Raw genomic sequence first — 18,377 nt, forward strand, 5'->3', positions numbered from 1 at the left:
CGCGAGGTAGCCGTGGCCGCCCGGGGCGGCCACGGCTACCTGCCGCAGGACCTCCAGACTGCGTGCTTGATACGTCAAGAGGTCTACGGCCGAGGTGCGTCGGCATATACGGCGTCGCACGAAGGCGCGGAACGTCGTCGGGCTGGAACCGGCTGTGTGCGTGTGGCGTCCCCGTGACAGACCTCTCAGTGTCGAGTGTGCAAGGGGACGGATCGTGGGGATTCGCAGGGCGCCGCGCGCAGCACTTATCGGGATAGCGACGGTCGGGGTGCTGGTAGCCGGGTATGGCAGCGCTGTGGGCGCGGGGGAATCGTCCGGTGACGAGCACCGGGCCCCGTTGGCCGGGCAGGGCACCGCGGCGAAGGCCGGTGCCTCGGACGAAGACGCCTACCAGTCGACGCTGAAGCTCAGTGACGGCCGCACGGTCCACGTACGTCTGGTGAAGGGCACCGGCGTTCAGGAGCGTCATCAGGCGGCGGGTGCCACGACATGGAGCAAGTGGCACACGCTCTACCGGACCACGACCGACCGCTGTCAGGGCGTTGATCTCGCCGAGGTCAACGGCACCGTCTCACTGATCGCCGACTTCGGCCGTTACTGTTCGGACGGCGAGCCCCCGACCGAATCCATCGCAGGCGTGGCCCAGGGCAAGCTGAGCGACTGGGACATCAACGTCACGAAGGATTTCGACGGCTGGGAGGACACCAGCATCAACGACGACGGCAGCCGTGTCCTGTTCCTCTACAACAGCGACGCCGGCCTGTACTACCTGCGCTGGGAGCAGAGCGAGGGCTTCGAGAAGGTTGTGACCCCGTGATGCCGACGGCATGATCGCCGGGAGGGGGCCTCGGGCTTCACCCGGCTGTTCGGCGATCCGGCCGCCCGCACGGCGGAGAATGCGGGCCTGTCCGGAACGCTCGACGCACACGACGGCCCCGACATCGCCGCGCTGCGCCATCGCCTCCTGCCATCTCATCCGGCAGACCACCGAGCGCGCCCAGCAGGCCGGCAGGCTCCGGGATGACGTGGACTGGCATGACATCCCGTTCCCGGCCCAGGCCACGGTCACGCCCGGCTGCTTCTTGGGCCTGCCCGCGGACCCCGCCCGGGGCTCCCGCACGCTCCGCGTCATCCTCGACGGGTTGCGCGGCGCCTGAGACAGTCCCGGTCTCCGCCAGTCGGGCGGCGGCCTGTGGAGTGTCCGGAGCGCGTGGTCGCCGTCCCCGCCCGGGTCCGTGTCCGTGTCCGCGTCCGCGTCCGTGTCCGCCTCCGCGTCCGCGTCCGCGTCCGCAGCGGCCCGTACACCTCGTCCGTGGAGGCGTGCACGAAACGTTCGAGGGCGTCGGGTACCGGGGAGGGGCGCTGCCGCCCGACGGGGACCCGGGGCGGGGACCTCACTCATGCGGGACTTCTCCGTCCGCGAGATCAGCAGGCCCAGCCTTGAGGGTAGGTTCGACCGCTTCGGCGGCTTCGACCACTTCGGCCGCTCCACGGATCCGGCGCCCCGGGCGAACGGGCGGTGACACCCGTGAGCCCGACCGGTCCCCGGCGAGCACCTCCCGCAGTCGTCCCGGCGGCAGTCCGGCCACCTCGCGGACCGTACGGGTCATGTGCGCCTGATCGCTGAAGCCCAGCTCGCTCGCGAGCAGCCGCAGATCGCGCTCGCCCTCGCACAGCCGATCCAGGACGCGGGCGAGCCGGAGCCGGTTGCGGTAGCGGGTGAGGGAGAGGCCGGTGGTTGCGGAGAAGACCCGGCTCAGATGGTGCGGTGAGCAGTTGACGGCACGTCCCAGTGCCTCCAGCCCGAGCGTCGGCTCGGCGTCGAGAGCCGCACGCGCGTCGTCCACCAGCCGGCGTCGCGCCGCAACCGTGCGCGGGCGCCCGCTCGCGGCGCGCGCGGGCGCGGTCCGCGCGAGGATCCGCCCCGCGAGCACAGCCGTCCGCTCACCGGTCTCGAACGGGTCGGCGGCACCCCCGCCCCTACGGGCCCGGGTGAGCAACAGCCTGTGTTCCAGGGCGAGTTCGCGGCTCACGAACACCAGGCCCTCCGCGACGTCCGGCACCGTCGGGTCGCCGCCCAGCATCGCGGCGACCCGGGGTTCGGACAGCACGATCTCGGTGTAGTCGTCACCGCCGCACGGGTGCGCGAAGCGCTGTTCGCTGCCGGGCCGTTCGACGTAGACGCTCGCCGCGTCCAGCAGCCGTTCCGTCCCGTCGATCCGCGCTCGCACCAGCCCGCGCCGGACGAGCACGAGCCCGAATACCGCCGCCGCACGCGGCTCGGTCCAGCCGGGCGGCGCATGTCGGCACCGTACGTCGGCGAGGTGGACGTCGTCCTCGCGCAGCAGCGCGCGCCGCTCCACGGCCATGCGGGCACCATAGCCCGCCCGCACGCCGTACGCCCGTACGCCCGTACGCCCGTACAAGTCTTCTCTTGTGCCGGGGGCGGCGAACCGGGCACATGGATTCAAGTGCCGGGCTCTGCCCACCCGCCAGCATCGCCCCATGAACCCGAACCCTCATACACCTGCGCACACCCGTCGGCACGCCCTGCTCGGCGCGGCGGCGCTGGGCGTCGTGGGCTGGTCCGCCGCGGCACGGAACGCGGTCGCCGCAGACCGACGCCCCGCCCCCGACCCCGGCCCCGACCTCGACCCCGACGCCGACGCCGTCGCGGACCGCGGCCGGATCACCGTGCGCCGCTCGGGCCGCTACGAGGTGCTGGCGCTGCTCGACGCGCACGGGCCCTTCCCCGGGCGGCGGCAGGACGAGTTCCCGGCAGCCGACGAACGGGACTGGGCACGGGCCCGGCGGCTGGACCCCGCGGCGTTCGGCCCCGGCGACACCTGGGAACTCGACTTCCGCTGCTACGCGATCCGCCGCCCCGGCGGCCGGGTCACCCTCGTCGACACCGGCGTGGGCCCGGCGGGCAGTCCCGCCTCCGACTGGGCCCCGGTCCCGGGGCACCTGCCGGAGGTGCTGCGCGCGGCGGGCATCGCGCGTACCGACGTCGAAGCCGTGGTCCTCACCCACCTCCACGAGGACCACTACGGCTGGGCCGTCACCCCCGACGGCACGCCCCTCTTCCCCGACGCGCGCTACGTCATCCAGCGCGCCGAGGTCGCCGCGCTGTCCGACGACGACAGCGCGACGACGTACGTCCTCGCGCCGCTGCGGCGCGCGGGCCTCCTCCACCAGATCGACGGCCGTACCCGCCTGCTGCGCGGCGTCACCGCCGTCCCGGCCCCCGGCCACACACCGGGTCACCAGTCCGTCCTGGTCGACGGCGGGCGCGAGATCCTCATCACCGGCGACGCCCTGGTCCACGCGGTCCAACTGGCAGACCCCGCCGTCCCCTACCGCCGCGAGAAGGACCAGACCACGGCCCGTACCACCCGCGAGAACCTGCTCGCCCGGGCCTCGGCCCACCGCGCCCTACTGGCCACAGCTCACCTCAACCACCCGTTCGTACGGGCCTGAAGCCCTGCCCCTTGCGTGCCGAGCCACGGGCAGACCCCGACCGGACCGCAGCCGTCGGCCACGGCACCGGTGGCGCGATCGCACTGGAACTCGGTCGTGAGGGCGTCGGCCTGCGCGCCATCGGGACAGTCAACGCGCTGACCACGGGCCGACCGGGTGAGGCGGCACGCATTCGCTGCCCGGTATGGGCAGGGGTCGGGTCGGAAGACCCGATCATGCCGCCCGCCCAACGGGACGCGTTCACCGCGGAGATGCAGGCCGCGGGCGTCGACTGGCGCCTCGTGGTCTACGGAGGGGCCCTTCACGCCTTCCACCACCCACCGGTCGGCCACACCGTGCGTCCCGGCGTCGGCTACCACCCACAGCACGCACAGCGAGCCTGGCGTGACATCGTCGCTCTGCTCGCGGAATGCCTGCCCGTCACGGACGGATCTCCGATCGGCTCCTGATACTCACTCCTGCCCGCCGTCCAGGCCGAGCGCGCCGAGCTGGCCCTCCATCCCGGCGCGGTACGCCTGGTGGATGGCCGGGTTGACCTGACCTGCCGGCCAGGTTCCTCCCCTGGGCTCAGCCGGACGCGGCGGACAGCAGCACCTCCACGAGGCTGTCCGCCGCGTCCGGCCTCCCGTGCGTACGCGCCGCCTTCCCCATCGCCTCACGCCGTGCCGGGTCCTCCAGCAGCGGCGCGAGGGCCGCTTGCAGGCATTCCGCGGTGACCTCGCCTTCCAGCGCCACGGCCGCGCCCGCCTGTTGCAGGTGGCGGGCGTTGTGCGCCTGCTCGTTCCCGGCCGAGGACGCCAAGGGCACGAAGACGGCGGGCTTCCCCAAGGCGGTGAGTTCGGCGAGCGTGCCCGCCCCGCTGCGCGAGAGCACCACATCGGCGAGCGCCAGGACGTCCGGCAGCTCCGGGCCGACGAAACCCGCCACGTAGTAGCGTCCCGCGTGCGCGGCCGGAAGCGGCGCCGCGTGCGCGCGCATCGCGGCCTCATGGTCCGGCCCGCACTGGTGCACGACGTTGGCGCGCTCCAGCAGCCACGGCAGCGCGGCACGGACCGCCGCGTTGATCTGCTCGGACCCCTGCGCGCCCCCGGTGACGTACAGCGTCGGGAGACGGCGGTCGAACCCCGTCAGACCGAGCGCGGCGACAGCCTTGTCCGCGTGTCCATCCAGCACCTGCGCCCGCACAGGATTCCCGGTCACCACCGCCACAGACCGTACGGCCTCCGGGAGCAGCGGCAGCGTCGACTCCGAGGAGACCGCGATCCGCGCCGCCGAGGACGCCAACTTGCGGTTGGCCAGGCCCAGCCGGACGGTCTGCTCGTGCAGGACCAGCGGGCGCTTGCACAGACGGGCCGCCAGCCCGGCCGGGACCGCGACGTACCCACCCGTGGCCAGGACCACGTCCGGCCGGAACCCGGCCACGAGCTTCCGCGCCTGCAACACCCCCAGCGGCACCCGGAGCATGTCGCGCACGTTCGCCGGGCTGAGCATCTTCAACGGATTCGAGGAACGGCGGATCTTGCCGGGCGGAGTTCGGCCGGCGGCGATTCCGGCTCCGGCGCCTCGCAGCCCGGTTCTTCGCGAAGCGGCCGTGGTTGATGTCTCCTCAGCTCGGGGAGTCGGCTTCCGGGAGTGCCCCGGTCACCCGTGTCTCCCCCGGCGACGCCGGCACCCGGATGTCGCCGTCCAAGTGGACGTGCCACGGCCCGGGGAGCGGTGCCGCCGTCTCGACCGTGATCCGGCGGCCCTGCCGCCTCGTGTGGAAGACCGCACCTGGGGTCGTCGGATCCGGCCCCGGAATCCGGGTCGTCACCGACTGGCCGTCGGCGAGACCGTGCACGCGGAGCGTGACCCCGTGTGCCCAGTCGTAGACGGCGGTGTCGTCCCGTGCTCCGAGAGGGAGGACCGCGCCGGGGCGGATCAGGAGGGGCAGGCTGTCGAAGCCGTACCGCTCGTGGCGCCAGCCGGGGCCACGGACCCGTTCGCCCGACAGCAGGTGGGTCCATTCGCCGTCCGGCACGTAGTACTCGACGGTGCCGTCAGCGCTGAAGACGGGGGCGACGAGGAGATCGTCGCCGAGCATGTACTGCCGGTCGAGGGTGTGGCAGGCGGGGTCGTCGGAGAAGTCGAGCAGCATCGCGCGCAGCACAGGTGTGCCGTGCTCGGCCGCCTGCTGGGCCGCGCGGTAGAGGTACGGCATCAGCCGGTGCTTGAGGCGGGTGAAGGCGCGGGTGACCGCCACCGCTTCCCCGTCCCGGTGCTCGTCCCCGCTCCCGTTCGCGTTGTCGTCGAACGCCCACGGCACCCGGTACGACGTACTCCCGTGCAGCCGGCTGTGCGAGGACAGCAGCCCGAAGGGAACCCAGCGCTTGAAGACCTCCGGGCTCGGCGTGCCCTCGAAGCCGCCGATGTCGTGGCTCCAGAAGCCGAAGCCGGACAGGCCGAGGGAGAGACCGCCGCGCAGCGACTCGGCCATCGCGCCGAACGTGGACTCGCAGTCGCCGCCCCAGTGCACGGGGAACTGCTGGCCCCCGGCCGTCGCCGAGCGGGCGAAGAGGACCGCCTCGCCCTCGCCCCGTTCTTCCGTGAGCGTCTCGAAGACGGTGCGGTTGTAGAGGTGGGTGTAGTAGTTGTGCATACGCTCCGGGTCGGAGCCGTCGTGCCAGACGACGTCGGTGGGGACGCGCTCGCCGAAGTCGGTCTTGAAGCAGTCCACGCCCTGGCCGAGCAGCCCGCGCAGCTTGTCCGCGTACCAGGCGCGCGCGGCCGGGCTGGTGAAGTCGACCAGGCCCATGCCGGCCTGCCACATGTCCCACTGCCACACGCTGCCGTCCGGCCTGCGCACCAGATGGCCCAGCGCGGCGGCCTCGGCGAACAGCGGGGACTTCTGGGCGATATAGGGGTTGATCCATACGCAGATCCGCAGCCCCTGCTCGTCCTTGAGACGGCGCAGCATGCCCTCCGGGTCGGGGAAGACCTCGGGGTCCCAGGTGAAGTCGCACCACTGGTAGGCGCGCATCCAGAAGCAGTCGAAGTGGAAGACGCCGAGCGGGATGCCCCGGTCGGCCATGCCGCGTACGAAGCGGGCGACGGTCTCCTCGTCGTAGGACGTGGTGAAGGAGGTGGAGAGCCACAGGCCGAACGACCAGGCGGGGGGCAGGGCCGGGCGGCCGGTGAGCGCGGTGTAGCGGTCGAGGATCGCCTTGGGGGTGGGGCCGTGGATGACGTAGTACTCCAGCGTCTGGTCCTCGACGCTGAACTGCACCTGGCCGACCGCCTCGGAGCCGACCTCGTAGGACACCTGCCCCGGGTGGTTGACGAAGACGCCGTAGCCGCGGTTGGTGAGGTGGAACGGGACGTTCTTGTATGCCTGTTCGCTCGCGGTGCCGCCGTCGGCCTGCCATATGTCGACGCTCTGCCCGTTGCGGGTGAACGGGGTGAAGCGCTCGCCCAGGCCGTAGACCAGCTCGCCGACGCCGAGGGAGAGCTGGGCGAGGGAGTGGTGGGCGCCGTCCGGTGTCCTCGCGTAGCCGGTGCCGCGCGCCTCGGCGGAGGTGAGGGTGCGGCCGTCGGCGGTGAAGTCCAGCCGGTACGGGGCGGCGGTGTCGACACGCACCGCGAGGGCGCCGCTGGCCAGTTCGAGCGCGGCGCCGTCGCGGGTCACCTTGCCGGCCGTCTCCTGACCTTCGCGGGCCCGCAGGGCGAAGTGGGGTCCTCGGTCCGTGGTTCCCGCGTGGTGGGTGGCGCGGACACCGATCACCCCCTCGGCGGGAGAGAAGCACTCGACGGTGAGCAGGGGGCCGTTGAGGGTGTCGCCCCGGTGCCGGAGGTGGCGCACGGGGGCGTAGAGGGTGAAGCGGTCGTCCTCGACGCGGCTGTCGGCGATCTCGGTGGCGTACGACGCCTCGACGCCGTCGCGCATCATCCAGTAGCCGTCGGTGAACTTCATCGGGCGGCCTTTCGGTGGGCGTTGATCAGGTCGCGGAACCAGTGGTAGCTGTCCTTCGGGATGCGCCGCTGGGTGGCGTAGTCGACGCGCACCAGGCCGAAGCGCTGTCCGTAGCCCCGCGCCCATTCGAAGTTGTCGAGCAGCGACCACACGTAGTAGCCGCGTACGTCCACGCCCGCGCGGACCGCCTCGGCCACCGCGGCCAGGTGATCGCGCAGATAGCCGATCCGGTCGGCGTCGTGCACCCGTCCGCGCGGTCCGTCCTCGGTGACGGTGTCGGCCTCGGCGGAGCCGTTCTCGGTGATCAGCAGCGGTGGCAGCGCCGGGTAGCGCGCCGACAGGTCGACCAGGAGGTCGGTGAAGGCGTGCGGGACCACGGGCCAGCCCATGGTGGTGTGGCGGACATCGTCGCGGGGGCGCTCGGCGACGCGGATGTCGGTGGCCGTACGGGTCACGGGATCCGGGTCCCGGTAGGGCGCGTCGGCGAGGGTGAGCGGGCGGTAGTAATTGATGCCGAGGAAGTCCAGCGGGGCGCCGATCAGGGCGAGGTCGTCCGGCCGGCGGTGCGTGGCGCCCTCGGCCGCCGGGCCCCAGGTCTCCGCCTCGCCGCGCGGATAGCGCCCGGCGAACAGCGGGTCGAACCAGGTCTCGTTGTGCAGGGTCTCGGCGCGGCGCACGGCCGCCTGGTCGGCCGGTGAGCCGGTGGCGGGCAGCAGCCGGTCGGGGTTGAGGGTGATGCCGATCTCCCCTGCGACGTCCGCCGCGCGCAGGGCCCGGACGGCGAGGCCGTGCCCGACGAGCAGATGGTGCGCGGCGGCCAGCGCGCCGCGTCCCTCGCGCGCTCCGGGGGCGTGCCGTCCGGTGGCGTAGCCGAGGAAGGCGCTGCAGAAGGGCTCGTTGAGGGTGATCCAGCGGTGCACCCGGTCCCCGAGCCGCTCGGCGACCAGGGCCGTGTACGCCGCGAACCGCTCCGCCGTCTCCCGGACCCGCCAGCCGCCCCGGTCCTCCAGGGCCTGCGGCAGGTCCCAGTGGTAGAGGGTGACCGCGGGGCGGATGCCCGCGGCGAGCAGTTCGTCGGTGAGCCTGTCGTAGAAGTCCAGCCCAGGTGCGTTGGCGGGTCCTGTTCCGGTGGGCTGGACGCGGGGCCAGGAGACGGAGAAGCGGTAGCTGTCCACGCCCAGCTCGCGCAGCAGGGCGACGTCCTCGCGGTACCGGTGGTAGTGGTCGCAGGCGACGTCGCCGGTGGCGGCGCCCTCGATACGGCCGGGCTCGCGGCAGTAGGTGTCCCAGATGGAGGGGCCCCGGCCGTCCTCGTCGTGGGCGCCCTCGATCTGGTAGGCGGCGGTGGCCGTCCCGAAGGTGAAGTCCGGCGGGAGGCCGGTGAGCGCGGGAAAGCGGCCGGCGGAATCGGCGGAGTCAGCGGAGTCGCCGGAGGCGGAATTCGACGAATGCAACAAGGTGAGCCTTACTTGAGGGAGCCGCCGGTGATCCCGGCGGCGATGTACTTCTGCGCGACGACCAGCAGCACCGCCGCCGGTACGGCGGACAGCACGGCGGTGGCCATGACGGCGCCCCAGTCGCTGACATGGGCGCCCACGAACTGGTAGATGCCGAGGGTGACCGGCTTGACGTCGTCGGTGGTGTTGAGCGTGAGCGCGAACATGAAGTCGGACCAGGCGAAGAGGAACGTGAACAGGCCCGCCGTGATCAGGGCGTTCCTGCTCATCGGCAGCACGATGCGCACGAAAGCGGTGAACCGGTTCGCGCCGTCCACCAGCGCCGCCTCCACCACCTCGCCCGGGATGGACACCATGAACGCGCGCAGCAGCACGATGGAGAACGGCAGGCCGAGGGAGGCGTCGGCGAGGATCAGCCCGAGGTAGGAGTTGACCAGCCGCAGCTCCGCGTAGGCGCTGTAGAGGGCGTTGGCGATGACGATGCCCGGCACCATCTGGGTGATCAGGGTGGTGAAGACGACGGCCCTGCTGCCGCGCAGCCCGAACCTCGCCAGCCCGTATGCGGCGGGCGCGGCCAGCGCCAGACAGACGGCGACGGCACCCAGCGCGACGGTGAGGCTGGTCAACAGCGAGCGCCCCTGGGTGTCGAAGGCGGAGCGGAAGCTGTCGAGGCCGGGGTCCGTGGGGAACCAGTCCACGTCGATGCCGGAGGACGGCTGGAGGGCCGTGACCAGCATCCAGTAGAGCGGGAAGAGCAGCACCGCGAGGATGAGGAGCGCGGCGGCGGTGTTCCGGGTGCTTCCGGTCCAGGCTCTTCTGGTCCGGGCGTTTCCGGTCCGGGCGCTTCCGGTCCGGGCGCTTCCGGTCCGGGCGCTTCCGGTCCGGGCGCTTCCGGTCCGGGCGCTTCCGGTCCGGGCGCTTCCGGTCCGGGCGCTTCCGGTCCGGGCGTTTCTGGTCCGGGCGTTTCTGGCGGGCATCGTGATCACTTCCCGTTCGCGGTGCCGAAGTCGGCGCGGTTGGCGCGCAGATAGAGCACGGCGAAGACCGCGCTGATCAGGATGAGGACGTTGCCGACGACGGCGCCCTGCCCGAAGTCGAGGTTCAGGAACGACAGTTGATAGGTGACGGTGCCCAGCGTCTGGGTGGAGTCGGCGGGGCCGCCCGAGGTGAGCGCGAGGATCAGGTCGAGGATCTTCACCGTCGACATGAAGCCGAGGACGAGCACGACGGTGATCACCGGGCGCAGCATCGGCAGCGTGATCGAGCGGAACGTCCGCCAGGGCCCGGCGCCGTCCAGCGACGCCGCCTCGTACAGCTCGCGGGGAATCTCCTGGAGACCGCCGTAGAGGATGACCATGTTGAACGGGATGCCGATCCAGATGTTGACCAGCACCGCCGACAGCAGGGCCACGCTGGGGCTGGACAGCCAGGGCACACCACCGTCGGACAGCCCGACGGCTTCCAGCGCCGCGTTGAGCACACCGTGCTCCTGGTCGAGAATGCGCCGCCACACCACGGCAGCCACCACCATCGGCACCAGCCAGGGCAGCAGCAGCACGGCGCGGACGAAGGCGGAGAGCCGGAAGCGGCGGGAGAAGAACACGGCCAGTGCGAGGCCGAGGGTGAACTGGCCCAGCAGCGAGCCCGCCGTGAACAGCGCCGTGTGCCACAGCGCGTCGGTGAACAGCGGGTCGCCGAAGACCGCCCGCCAGTTCTCCAGGCCGTTGAAGGGCGCCTCGCCGGTGAAGTAGGTGGTGGGCGTGTAGCGCTGGAAACTCATCAGCAGATTGCGCACCAGCGGATAGCCGAAGAACGCGGCCATGTACAGCAGTGCGGGCGCGATGAACGCCCAGCGCAGCAGCCTCGCCGAACTCGCCGAACTCGCCGAACTCGTCGGTCTCATCGATCTCACCGGTCTCATCGAACTCACTCTGCTCATCCGGCCGTTCACTCCCCTGACTCCGCTCTCTCCGCCCGCTGCTGGGCGCGGCGCAGCGCGGCCTCGGGGCTGCTGCCGCCGGTCAGTACGGACTGGAAGGCGCCGGCCAGCGCGTCGCTCACGGCGGGCCAGTGGGTGCCGACCTTGCCGGTACGCGACCGCGCGGTGGTCACCAGTTCGGCGAAGGGCAGGAGCTTGGGGTTCTGCTTCGCATAGCCGCGGGCCACCGCGGTGCGGGTGGGTACGTTGTTCGATGCCTCGCCCCAGTCGAGCTGGTTGCGAGGGGTGTTGAGGCAGTTGAGGATCCGGGCCGCGTCCCGCTCCCGCGCCTCGTCCTCGTTCTTGGGTACGGTCATCACGGTGCCGCCGATCGGCGAGACGGCCTTGCCGCCCGCGCGCGGTACGGGGATGCCGGAGACGGACCAGTCCACCTTCTTCTGGGCGGCGAGGACCGGCACCTGCCACGGCCCGTTGATCATCATGGCGGCGCGGCCCGCGAGGAACTGGTCGTTGACGTCCTGCTGGTTCCAGTTCACGACGGCCTTGGAGACGGAGCCGTCCGTCACCAGGTCCTTCCACAGCCGCAGCGCGTCGGCGCCCTTGCCGCCGTCCAGCCGCGACTCGTCACCCCCGCCCGACCAGAAGAACGGCAGGAACTGATAGACCCCGTCCGCGTTCGGGCTGGCACTGAAGGCCAGCCCGTAGGTGCCGCCGCGCGTCAGCTTCCGGGCGGCGGCGCGCAGCTCGTCCCAGGTACGGGGCGGCTCGACGCCCGCCTTCCGCAGCAGGTCCGGGTTGTAGTAGAGGGCGAGGGAGTTGGCGGAGCGGGCGATGCCGTACGGGGTGCCGTCGTACGAGCCCAGCTTGACGGCGCTGCGGGAGAAGCCCGAGGTGCGCACGCCCAGGTGCTCGAGGCTCCGCAGGCCGCTGGTCTCGGCGAACTGGGGCAGTTCGGATCCGTCCAGCTCCAGGATGTCGGGCAGCGACTTCGAGGAGGCCATCCGCAGCGCCTTGGAGGCCACTTGGTCGGCGGGCACGCTGAGCTGCTCCACGCGCAGCCCGAGCTTTCGCGCGCAGCGGTCGAAGAACTTCTGGTTCCTCGTGTGCTCGGCGGTGTCGGTCGCCGAGTTCAGCACGGTCACGGTGCCGGGCTCCGGCGCCGGGGCGCACCCGGCGAGCCCGAGCGCGACGAGAGCGCCGGCCGTGACGGCGGCGAGCACCGCGGGTGCGGGGCGGGATGGCATGAGGATCTCCGTTCGAGCGAGGGGGGCCGGGCGGGACGGCGGCGTTCCGCCGAGCGGCTACCGCAGCGAAAAGGAACTCAGCCGCAGCTCACCGGAGAAGACGAGGTGGACGTCCTGCCGCCCGCGCGCGCCGCGCACCCGCGCGGAGACGTTCCGGTACGCGTACCGGTCGCCGGTGCTCGGTACCTCCGCGGTCGCGACGACCGCCCCCTTCGGCGACCCGAGCCGCACCGTGAGCGTCCCGCTCCCGCGTGCCTCGCGGGCAACGCGAGCCGTGAACTCCCGTACACCGTCCCCCAGCTCCACGTCGCGGAAGACGATCCAGGAACGGTCCGCGTCCGACCCGACCGCGTCACCGCGGACCTTGCTCTCGTCGACGAGCCGGACGCCCCGGTAGCCGTCGAACGAGGCGGCCCGTGTCGTGGCGGACAGGTCGCGCGGCGGGATCGTCTCGCCGCGTACCCGCAGCCTCGTACGCCCCCGGATATCGCTCGCGGAGGCCCCCACCCGCACCTCGTACTCGCCGCTCTCGACCACCCACCGTCCCCGGGTCACATCCCAGTGCGCGAGATCGGCCGCGCGCAGCGTCAGCCGTACGGTGCGGCTGCGGCCCGCCTTCACCGGGACCCGCTGGAAGCCGCGCAGTTGCTGGAGCGGCTGCTTGTCACGCGAGGTGAGCTGCCGCGTATAGAGCTGGACGACCTCCTCGCCGTCGCGCTCGCCGGTGTTGGTGACCCGCACCGAGACGGTGACGGAGCCCTCGCGCCCGAGCGTGTCCTCGGGCAGCTTCGGGGCGCCGTAGCGGAACGCGGTGTAGGACAGGCCGTGGCCGAACGCGTAGAGGGGGTCGCCGCGGAAGTAGAGGTAGGTGCGCCCGGAGGTGATGATGTCGTAGTCGAGGAGGCCCGGCAGGTCGTCCTCGGAGCGGTACCAGGTCTGGGTGAGCCGCCCGGCGGGGTTGCGGTCGCCGAACAGCACGTCGGCGAGGGCGTTGCCGGTCTCCTGGCCCGCGTGTGTGGTCCAGACGAGCGCGGGGACGTGCCGCTGCTCCCAGGTGACGGTGTCGGGGTAGCTGGTCACCAGGACGACGACCGTGCGCGGGTTCGCCCGGTGGACGGCCCTGACCAGCGCGGCCTGCTCCTCGGCGAGGGCCATGGACGTGCGGTCGTGGTCCTCGCGGCCGTTGATGTGCGGCATGCTGCCGACCACGACGACCGCGGCGTCGGCGTCCCGCGCCGCCTCGACCGCCTCGGCCAGGCCGTCCCGGACGGTCGTGACGCGGTAGCGGGTGGCGTCGGCCTTGGTGGTCAGGACCGCGGTGCGGCCGTCGTCGCCGCCGGTGCCGAGGTAGCGCTCGGGGCCGTAGTCGTCCCTGAGGGTCTCGTACCCGGCGTAACGGACCAGCCGCGTACCGTCGTCGTCCTGCTGCTCCGGCCGCTCCGGCCGCCCCGGCTTCTCCAGCACGAACTGCTGCTGCGCGAACCAGCCGTCCGGCTGCTTCTTGTCGTTGCGGAAGACCTTGCCGTCGAGGCCGACGTACCGGCGGTTGGCGGCGCTGCGCAGGGTGACGACGCCCTGGCCCCAGCCGAAGACGTCGAACTGCCCGGTGCGGCCCGGGTCCTCGGCGGTGACGCTGAGCACGGCGCCGTCCTCGCCGCGCCCCGCGGTCAGGTACCTCCCCGAGTCCGCGTCCCGGAGCACGATCCGGTCCACGCCCTCGCCCCCGGTGACCTCCCCGGCCGCGCCGAGCCGCTCGGCGATGCCCTTGCGCGGGGTGACCTCGTACGGCAGTGAGCCGGAGTACCAGTCGGTGTAGAGGGTGTCGGCGAGCGGGCCGAGCACGGCGAGCTTCGTCAGCTTCTCGGCGTCGAGCGGCAGCGTCCCGCGCTCGTTCTTCAGCAGGACGATCGCCTCGCCGGCCGTCTCGCGGGCCAGGGAGCGGTGGGCGGGGCTGTCGATGACGGACTTGTCGATCTTGCCGTACGGACCGCCGCCGGGGTCGAACTCGCCGAGCCGGACGCGGATGCCGAGGAGGTGCCCGACCGCGGTATCGAGGTCGGACTCGTCGATCAGCCCCTTGTCGAAGGCCGTGGTGAGCGCCTTGACGGTCTTGCTGGAGTCCTCGCTGTCGTTGGTGAAGCTGTCGATGCCCGCCTTGAGCGCCGCGGCGCCCGCCTCGGCGAGCGTGGGGTAGTAGTCCTGGAGACCGACGAGGTTGTTGGGCCCGTCCGCGTCGGTGACGTTGAGCAGCTCCTTGCGCGCCCACTCGCGCACGCGTGCGCCCAGGTCCGGATCGACGGTCGCGGGGCGCCCGTTGACCAGGTTGTACGCGGACATCACGCCCGTGACGGCGTCGGCGGTCAGGGCCGGGCGGAACGCCGCCTCGTAGTACTCCCTGCGCACCCGCTCGGGCAGCACCGAGTCGGAGGTGACGCGGTCCTTCTCGGTGTTGTTGGCGAGGTAGTGCTTGAGGGTGGGCGCGGTCCTGAGACGGCGGGGGTCCTCGCCCTGGAGTCCGGTGCCGTAGGCGGTGGAGATGACGCCGGTCAGATACGGGTCCTCCGCGTACCCCTCCTCGTTCCGTCCCCAGCGCGGGTCGCGCAGCAGATTCACCACGGGCGCCCACAGGTTGAAGCTCCAGCCCTCGGGCCGCTCGTGCTGAAAGCCGCGCGCCTCGTCGCCGACGGCCGCGCCGACACGCCGGATCAGCTCCGGGTTCCAGGTGCTGGCCAGGCCGACCGCCTGCGGGAAGACGGTGGCCTCGCCGAGCCAGGCGACGCCGTGCAGGCCCTCGCCACCGGTGCGGAAGGACCGGATGCCGAGGCGGGGTATCGCGGGCTGGTACTGATGGAGGAGCGAGATCTTCTCCTCCCGCGTCAGCCTGCCGAGCAGATCCGCGACGCGGTCCTCGACGGAGAGCAACGGGTCGCGGAAGGGGTGCCCGGCGCGGGCGGCGCGGGCGGCCGCTGCGGCAGGCCCGGTGCCGGGCCCGGCCAGGGCCGCCGCGCCCGCCGAGAGCGGCACGGCGAGGCCGAGGGCGAGGGCGTGACGTCGTGAGGTGGCCAGTCTCTGGCTCTCGGATGCTGCCTGTCTCTTCACGTGACTCTCCCCGAGTCGAAGCGCTTCGACGATCTGCGCAAGGCTGGGTAGGGCGGGGGCGGTGCGGGGTTCAGCAGAGTGGTGGGTTCGGGTTGAGCAGAGTGGTGGGTTCGGGTTCAGGAGGCGGTCGGCAGCGAGTCGGGGCGGCGTGGCGCGGTGCTCGCACGCGGGGTCAGCCGTGGCGGCAGCAGGGTGGCGTCCGGCACGGATTCCGGCCCTCGCGCCAGCTTGGACATGAGCAGTTCCACGGACCGCTCCCCCACCTCGGCGGCCGGGATGGCGATGGACGAGACGGGCACCACGGCGTTCTCCGCCAGCTCGTCCGGGCACAGCGCGACGACGGACAGGTCCTCGGGCACCCGCATCCCGGCCCGCTGGAACGCCTCCAGCAGGGGGCCCAGCGCGGGCTCGTTGTGCACCACCACCGCGCTCAGCCCCGGGTACCTGTGCAGCAGCCGTTCCACCGTCTCCTGGGCCGCGGCCCTGCCGGGGGCGACGGGGACCACCGTCGCGTTGATGCCGTGCCGCCGGGCGGCGGAGGTGAAGCCCGCCGCCGTACGCCGCGCGAAGCCGGTGCCCCGCGCGTACACCTCCGGCGGCGAGCCCAGCAGCGCGACGCACCGGTGGCCGAGCTGCGCGAGATGGTCGACACAGGCCTCGCCCGTCGCCGTGAAGTCGAGGTCGATGCAGGTGAGTCCGGCCGCTTCGGCGGGGAACCCGATGAGCACCGAGGGCAGATGGAGCGAGCGGAGCAGCGGGATCCGGGCGTCCTGCATCTGGATGTCCATGACGACGAGCCCGTCCACCAGCGCACTGTCCGTCACCCGCCGCAGTCCGTCTTCGCCCTCCTCCTGGGTGACGAGCAGCACGTCGTGGTCGTAGGTGCGCGCCGCCGTCACCACCGAGGCGGCGAACTGCATCTGCACGGGCAGATGGATACCACTGCGCAGCGGCATCACCAGCGCGAGCACGTTGGACCGGCTGCTGGCCAGCGCACGGGCGCCGGCGTGCGGGCGGTAGCCCAGCGTGCGGATGCTCTGCTCGACCCGCTGCCGGGTCTCCGCGGAGATGGACCGCTTGCCGCTCAGCACGTACGACACGGTGCTGGGCGAGACTCCGGCGTGTCGCGCCACATCGGTGATCTTGACCAACGCAGACTCCTCCATCCCGTGCCCCGTCCGGTCCGTCCGTCCGGACGTGCTGTCGAATCGATTCGACAGCGCCCGCGGTAGCGAGTGCGCGGAGACCGTAAGGAGGGGGGTCCGGCATGTCAACGGTTCGGACGCCCTCGTCATCGTCGGTCAGCGATGGGGCAGCCCGGCACACCTCACCAGCCGTGCACGCCGGGCTCACCGAGCGCGGCACCGGCGCAGCCTCCCCGGCGGCCTGGAAGATCCGTACTGGTCGGGCAGGGGCCGGATCTCCGTCTGTTCCACGGACAGCAGTGGTTCCGGGTCGGCCTCGACGACCTGCGCGAGGGCTACCGCAGCTATGACTTCCTCGCCAAGTGCCCCCACCGGCCGGCCTGCGCACGCTGCCCGTTCTACGTCCCTAAACAGTCCGCTCAAGGTCAGCTCCTGGCCGTCAGGGACGGCATCAACCAGATGCTCGAACAGGTCGACCTGACCGACGACGAACGCGAAGCCCTTGAAGGAGACCGCGAGGCGGTCACCGCTCTCGCCGAGCGCCTCACGGACACACCCACTCCCGCCGGCCCCCAGGGAGCTCGCCAACGCTCTTGTTGAGCAGATCGAACACCGCGCAAGTCGCTCGCGGCGCTGGCGCTCCCATTCTCCAAGGCCACACCGAGTATCGGTCAGCGCATCAATTCCTCGGCCCAGGCTTCTCGGCCCTTACCCACAGGCCCACCACGGCCGCCTGGCCCGCGGCGACCTTGTCCGCGAGTCCCCAGGAGCGGTCCAGCAGCAGGTCGACGGTGTGCCGTACGTGCTCGGCGAGGATCTCCTGCGGCTCGACCCGTCCGGCGGCCCGTGCTGCCAGCACGCTGGGGGTCACCCGCTCGACGACGTCCCGTACGTAGCCGCCCGGCGCTATGCCGTCCTCCAGCGCCGCGCACGCCGCGCCCACAGCGCCGCACGAGTCGTGACCGAGCACTACGGGACCGCCAGGCCCGCCCGAACCGGTCCGGTAGGTACGGCATCGGAGTCGCGGGGTCGGCTTCACGACTGGGTGGCGGTCGCGTGGTGGAGCCGTTCGGCTGTGCGTCGGAGGTGGGCGGTGACTTCGGGGTCGGCGTCGAGGTCGTAGTCGGTGTCGAGGGCGGCGAGGGTCTGGACGATGGCGGGCAGGTGGTTGCCGGAGCAGTCGACCGTGCAGGTGCGCTCGTCGAGGGGCTTGATACGGGCGGGCAGGGCCCAGGAGCGGCAGCGGAGGGTGTCGGCGGGGGCGTGGACGGTGGCGACGGCGCGGTAGCGGGTGGGGGCGGTGGCGATCTTCTCCGCGACGTAGGCGGCGGGGTCGCCGCCGGGGACCGGGCGGGGCGTGAAGTGGTGACGGGTGGGCGCGGGACCGGCGATGCGGTCGAGGCGGTAGACGCGCCAGTCGTCTCTGCCGGTGTCGTGGGCGAGGAGGTACCACAGGCCGCCGGAGGAGATGAGGTGGTGGGGCTCGACTCGGCGCGGGGCGGCGGTTCCGTGGCGGGTGGTGTAGTCGAAGGTGAGGGTCTCGTGGTCGCGGCAGGCGGCGGCGAGCGTGGCGAGCAGCTCGGGGGCGAGACGCGGGCCGCCGGTCTCCCAGCCGATGGCGGCGGTGGTCTGCTGGAGGGCGGCGACCTGGGTGCGCAGCCGTGCGGGGAGGACCTGTTCGAGCTTGGCCAGGGCGCGTAGCGAGGTCTCCTCCATCCCGGTGAGGTGACCGGCGGCGGTGCGCAGCGCGACGGCTGTGGCGGTGGCCTCGTCGTCGTCCAGGAGGAGGGGCGGCATGGCGGTGCCGGAGGCGAGGCGGTATCCGCCGGCGTGGCCGGTGGTGCCCTCGACGGGGTAGTCCAGCTCGCGCAGGCGGTCGATGTCGCGACGGACGGTGCGGGTGGTCACGCCGAGGCGGTCGGCGAGCTCGGTGCCGGACCACTCGCGGCGGGTCTGGAGCAGGGAGAGCAGGCGGAGCATCCGGGCGGGGAGGTCGCTGGTCATGCCTTCCAGATTGCCCTGCTCTACGGACGTGAGGTGTCCTAAAGGGCTTCTAGCGTGAAG

The 18,377-nt window shown here is 72.3% G+C and carries 13 protein-coding genes and 3 pseudogenes; 4 read left to right on the forward strand and 12 right to left on the reverse strand.

What is annotated here, in order from left to right:
* Positions 1-214: 214 nt before the first annotated feature.
* On the forward strand, positions 215-817 hold the full coding sequence (locus ABD343_RS39785) for a hypothetical protein (protein ID WP_344535671.1): 603 nt from the start codon (positions 215-217) through the stop codon (positions 815-817).
* Between the two features lie 208 nt (positions 818-1,025).
* The gene (locus ABD343_RS39790; RefSeq protein ID WP_344535672.1) at positions 1,026-1,157 is read left to right on the forward strand and encodes a hypothetical protein; all 132 of its coding nucleotides are present in this window, start codon (positions 1,026-1,028) and stop codon (positions 1,155-1,157) included.
* 237 nt (positions 1,158-1,394) lie between these two features.
* Here ABD343_RS39790 and ABD343_RS39795 read toward each other — a convergent pair whose 3' ends face one another.
* Positions 1,395-2,369, reverse strand: a complete 975-nt coding sequence (locus ABD343_RS39795; protein ID WP_344535673.1) for a helix-turn-helix domain-containing protein — start codon at positions 2,367-2,369, stop codon at positions 1,395-1,397.
* A gap of 136 nt (positions 2,370-2,505) precedes the next feature.
* On the opposite strand from ABD343_RS39795, the gene ABD343_RS39800 reads away from it, so the two are divergent.
* Both ABD343_RS39800 and ABD343_RS39805 read left to right on the forward strand, forming a co-directional pair.
* Complete coding sequence (locus ABD343_RS39800; protein WP_344535674.1) at positions 2,506-3,480, forward strand: MBL fold metallo-hydrolase; 975 nt, start codon at positions 2,506-2,508, stop codon at positions 3,478-3,480.
* 11 nt (positions 3,481-3,491) lie between these two features.
* Positions 3,492-3,929, forward strand: a pseudogene (locus ABD343_RS39805) (dienelactone hydrolase family protein); the annotation flags it as partial.
* Positions 3,930-4,047: 118 nt separating this feature from the next.
* Here ABD343_RS39805 and ABD343_RS39810 read toward each other — a convergent pair.
* The 11 genes and pseudogenes from ABD343_RS39810 to ABD343_RS39860 form a co-directional block, all read right to left on the reverse strand.
* Positions 4,048-5,007 (reverse strand): annotated as a pseudogene (locus tag ABD343_RS39810) (UDP-N-acetylglucosamine--N-acetylmuramyl-(pentapeptide) pyrophosphoryl-undecaprenol N-acetylglucosamine transferase); the annotation flags it as partial.
* Positions 5,008-5,086: 79 nt separating this feature from the next.
* Positions 5,087-7,429 (reverse strand): alpha-xylosidase, encoded by a 2,343-nt coding sequence (yicI, locus tag ABD343_RS39815; RefSeq protein ID WP_344535676.1) that lies wholly within the window; start codon positions 7,427-7,429, stop codon positions 5,087-5,089.
* A complete protein-coding gene (locus ABD343_RS39820; protein ID WP_344535677.1) occupies positions 7,426-8,883 on the reverse strand; it encodes a GH1 family beta-glucosidase in 1,458 nt (485 codons plus the stop codon). Before ABD343_RS39820 ends, yicI begins: the two co-directional genes overlap by 4 nt.
* A gap of 11 nt (positions 8,884-8,894) precedes the next feature.
* On the reverse strand, positions 8,895-9,623 hold the full coding sequence (locus tag ABD343_RS39825; protein WP_344535748.1) for a carbohydrate ABC transporter permease: 729 nt from the start codon (positions 9,621-9,623) through the stop codon (positions 8,895-8,897).
* 245 nt (positions 9,624-9,868) lie between these two features.
* Entirely contained in the window at positions 9,869-10,789 is a 921-nt protein-coding gene (locus tag ABD343_RS39830; RefSeq protein WP_344535678.1) for a carbohydrate ABC transporter permease, read from the reverse strand.
* 44 nt (positions 10,790-10,833) lie between these two features.
* Positions 10,834-12,069, reverse strand: a complete 1,236-nt coding sequence (locus tag ABD343_RS39835) for a sugar ABC transporter substrate-binding protein (protein ID WP_344535679.1) — start codon at positions 12,067-12,069, stop codon at positions 10,834-10,836.
* Between the two features lie 57 nt (positions 12,070-12,126).
* The gene (locus ABD343_RS39840; RefSeq protein ID WP_344535680.1) at positions 12,127-15,168 is read right to left on the reverse strand and encodes a glycoside hydrolase family 3 protein; all 3,042 of its coding nucleotides are present in this window, start codon (positions 15,166-15,168) and stop codon (positions 12,127-12,129) included.
* Positions 15,169-15,284: 116 nt separating this feature from the next.
* The gene (locus ABD343_RS39845) at positions 15,285-16,319 is read right to left on the reverse strand and encodes a LacI family DNA-binding transcriptional regulator (protein WP_344535682.1); all 1,035 of its coding nucleotides are present in this window, start codon (positions 16,317-16,319) and stop codon (positions 15,285-15,287) included.
* A 198-nt stretch (positions 16,320-16,517) separates the two neighbouring features.
* Positions 16,518-16,901, reverse strand: a complete 384-nt coding sequence (locus tag ABD343_RS39850; RefSeq protein ID WP_344535683.1) for a hypothetical protein — start codon at positions 16,899-16,901, stop codon at positions 16,518-16,520.
* A gap of 91 nt (positions 16,902-16,992) precedes the next feature.
* Positions 16,993-17,286: pseudogene (locus ABD343_RS39855) on the reverse strand (carbonic anhydrase); the annotation flags it as partial.
* A gap of 62 nt (positions 17,287-17,348) precedes the next feature.
* Complete coding sequence (locus tag ABD343_RS39860; RefSeq protein WP_344535685.1) at positions 17,349-18,317, reverse strand: helix-turn-helix transcriptional regulator; 969 nt, start codon at positions 18,315-18,317, stop codon at positions 17,349-17,351.
* Positions 18,318-18,377: the final 60 nt, after the last annotated feature.

It is taken from the genome of Streptomyces albiaxialis, from assembly GCF_039530985.1.
Classification (GTDB): Bacteria; Actinomycetota; Actinomycetes; order Streptomycetales; family Streptomycetaceae; genus Streptomyces; species Streptomyces albiaxialis.

What these genes read in the sequence shown, in the direction of transcription:
- ABD343_RS39830 (WP_344535678.1), bottom strand. Translation starts at nt 10,789, where the DNA reads ATGAGACCGACGAGTTCGGCGAGTTCGGCGAGTTCGGCGAGGCTGCTG.
- ABD343_RS39795 (WP_344535673.1), bottom strand. Translation starts at nt 2,369, where the DNA reads ATGGCCGTGGAGCGGCGCGCGCTGCTGCGCGAGGACGACGTCCACCTC.
- ABD343_RS39835 (WP_344535679.1), bottom strand. Translation starts at nt 12,069, where the DNA reads ATGCCATCCCGCCCCGCACCCGCGGTGCTCGCCGCCGTCACGGCCGGC.
- ABD343_RS39825 (WP_344535748.1), bottom strand. Translation starts at nt 9,623, where the DNA reads ATGCTGGTCACGGCCCTCCAGCCGTCCTCCGGCATCGACGTGGACTGG.
- ABD343_RS39860 (WP_344535685.1), bottom strand. Translation starts at nt 18,317, where the DNA reads ATGACCAGCGACCTCCCCGCCCGGATGCTCCGCCTGCTCTCCCTGCTC.
- ABD343_RS39800 (WP_344535674.1), top strand. Translation starts at nt 2,506, where the DNA reads ATGAACCCGAACCCTCATACACCTGCGCACACCCGTCGGCACGCCCTG.
- yicI (WP_344535676.1), bottom strand. Translation starts at nt 7,429, where the DNA reads ATGAAGTTCACCGACGGCTACTGGATGATGCGCGACGGCGTCGAGGCG.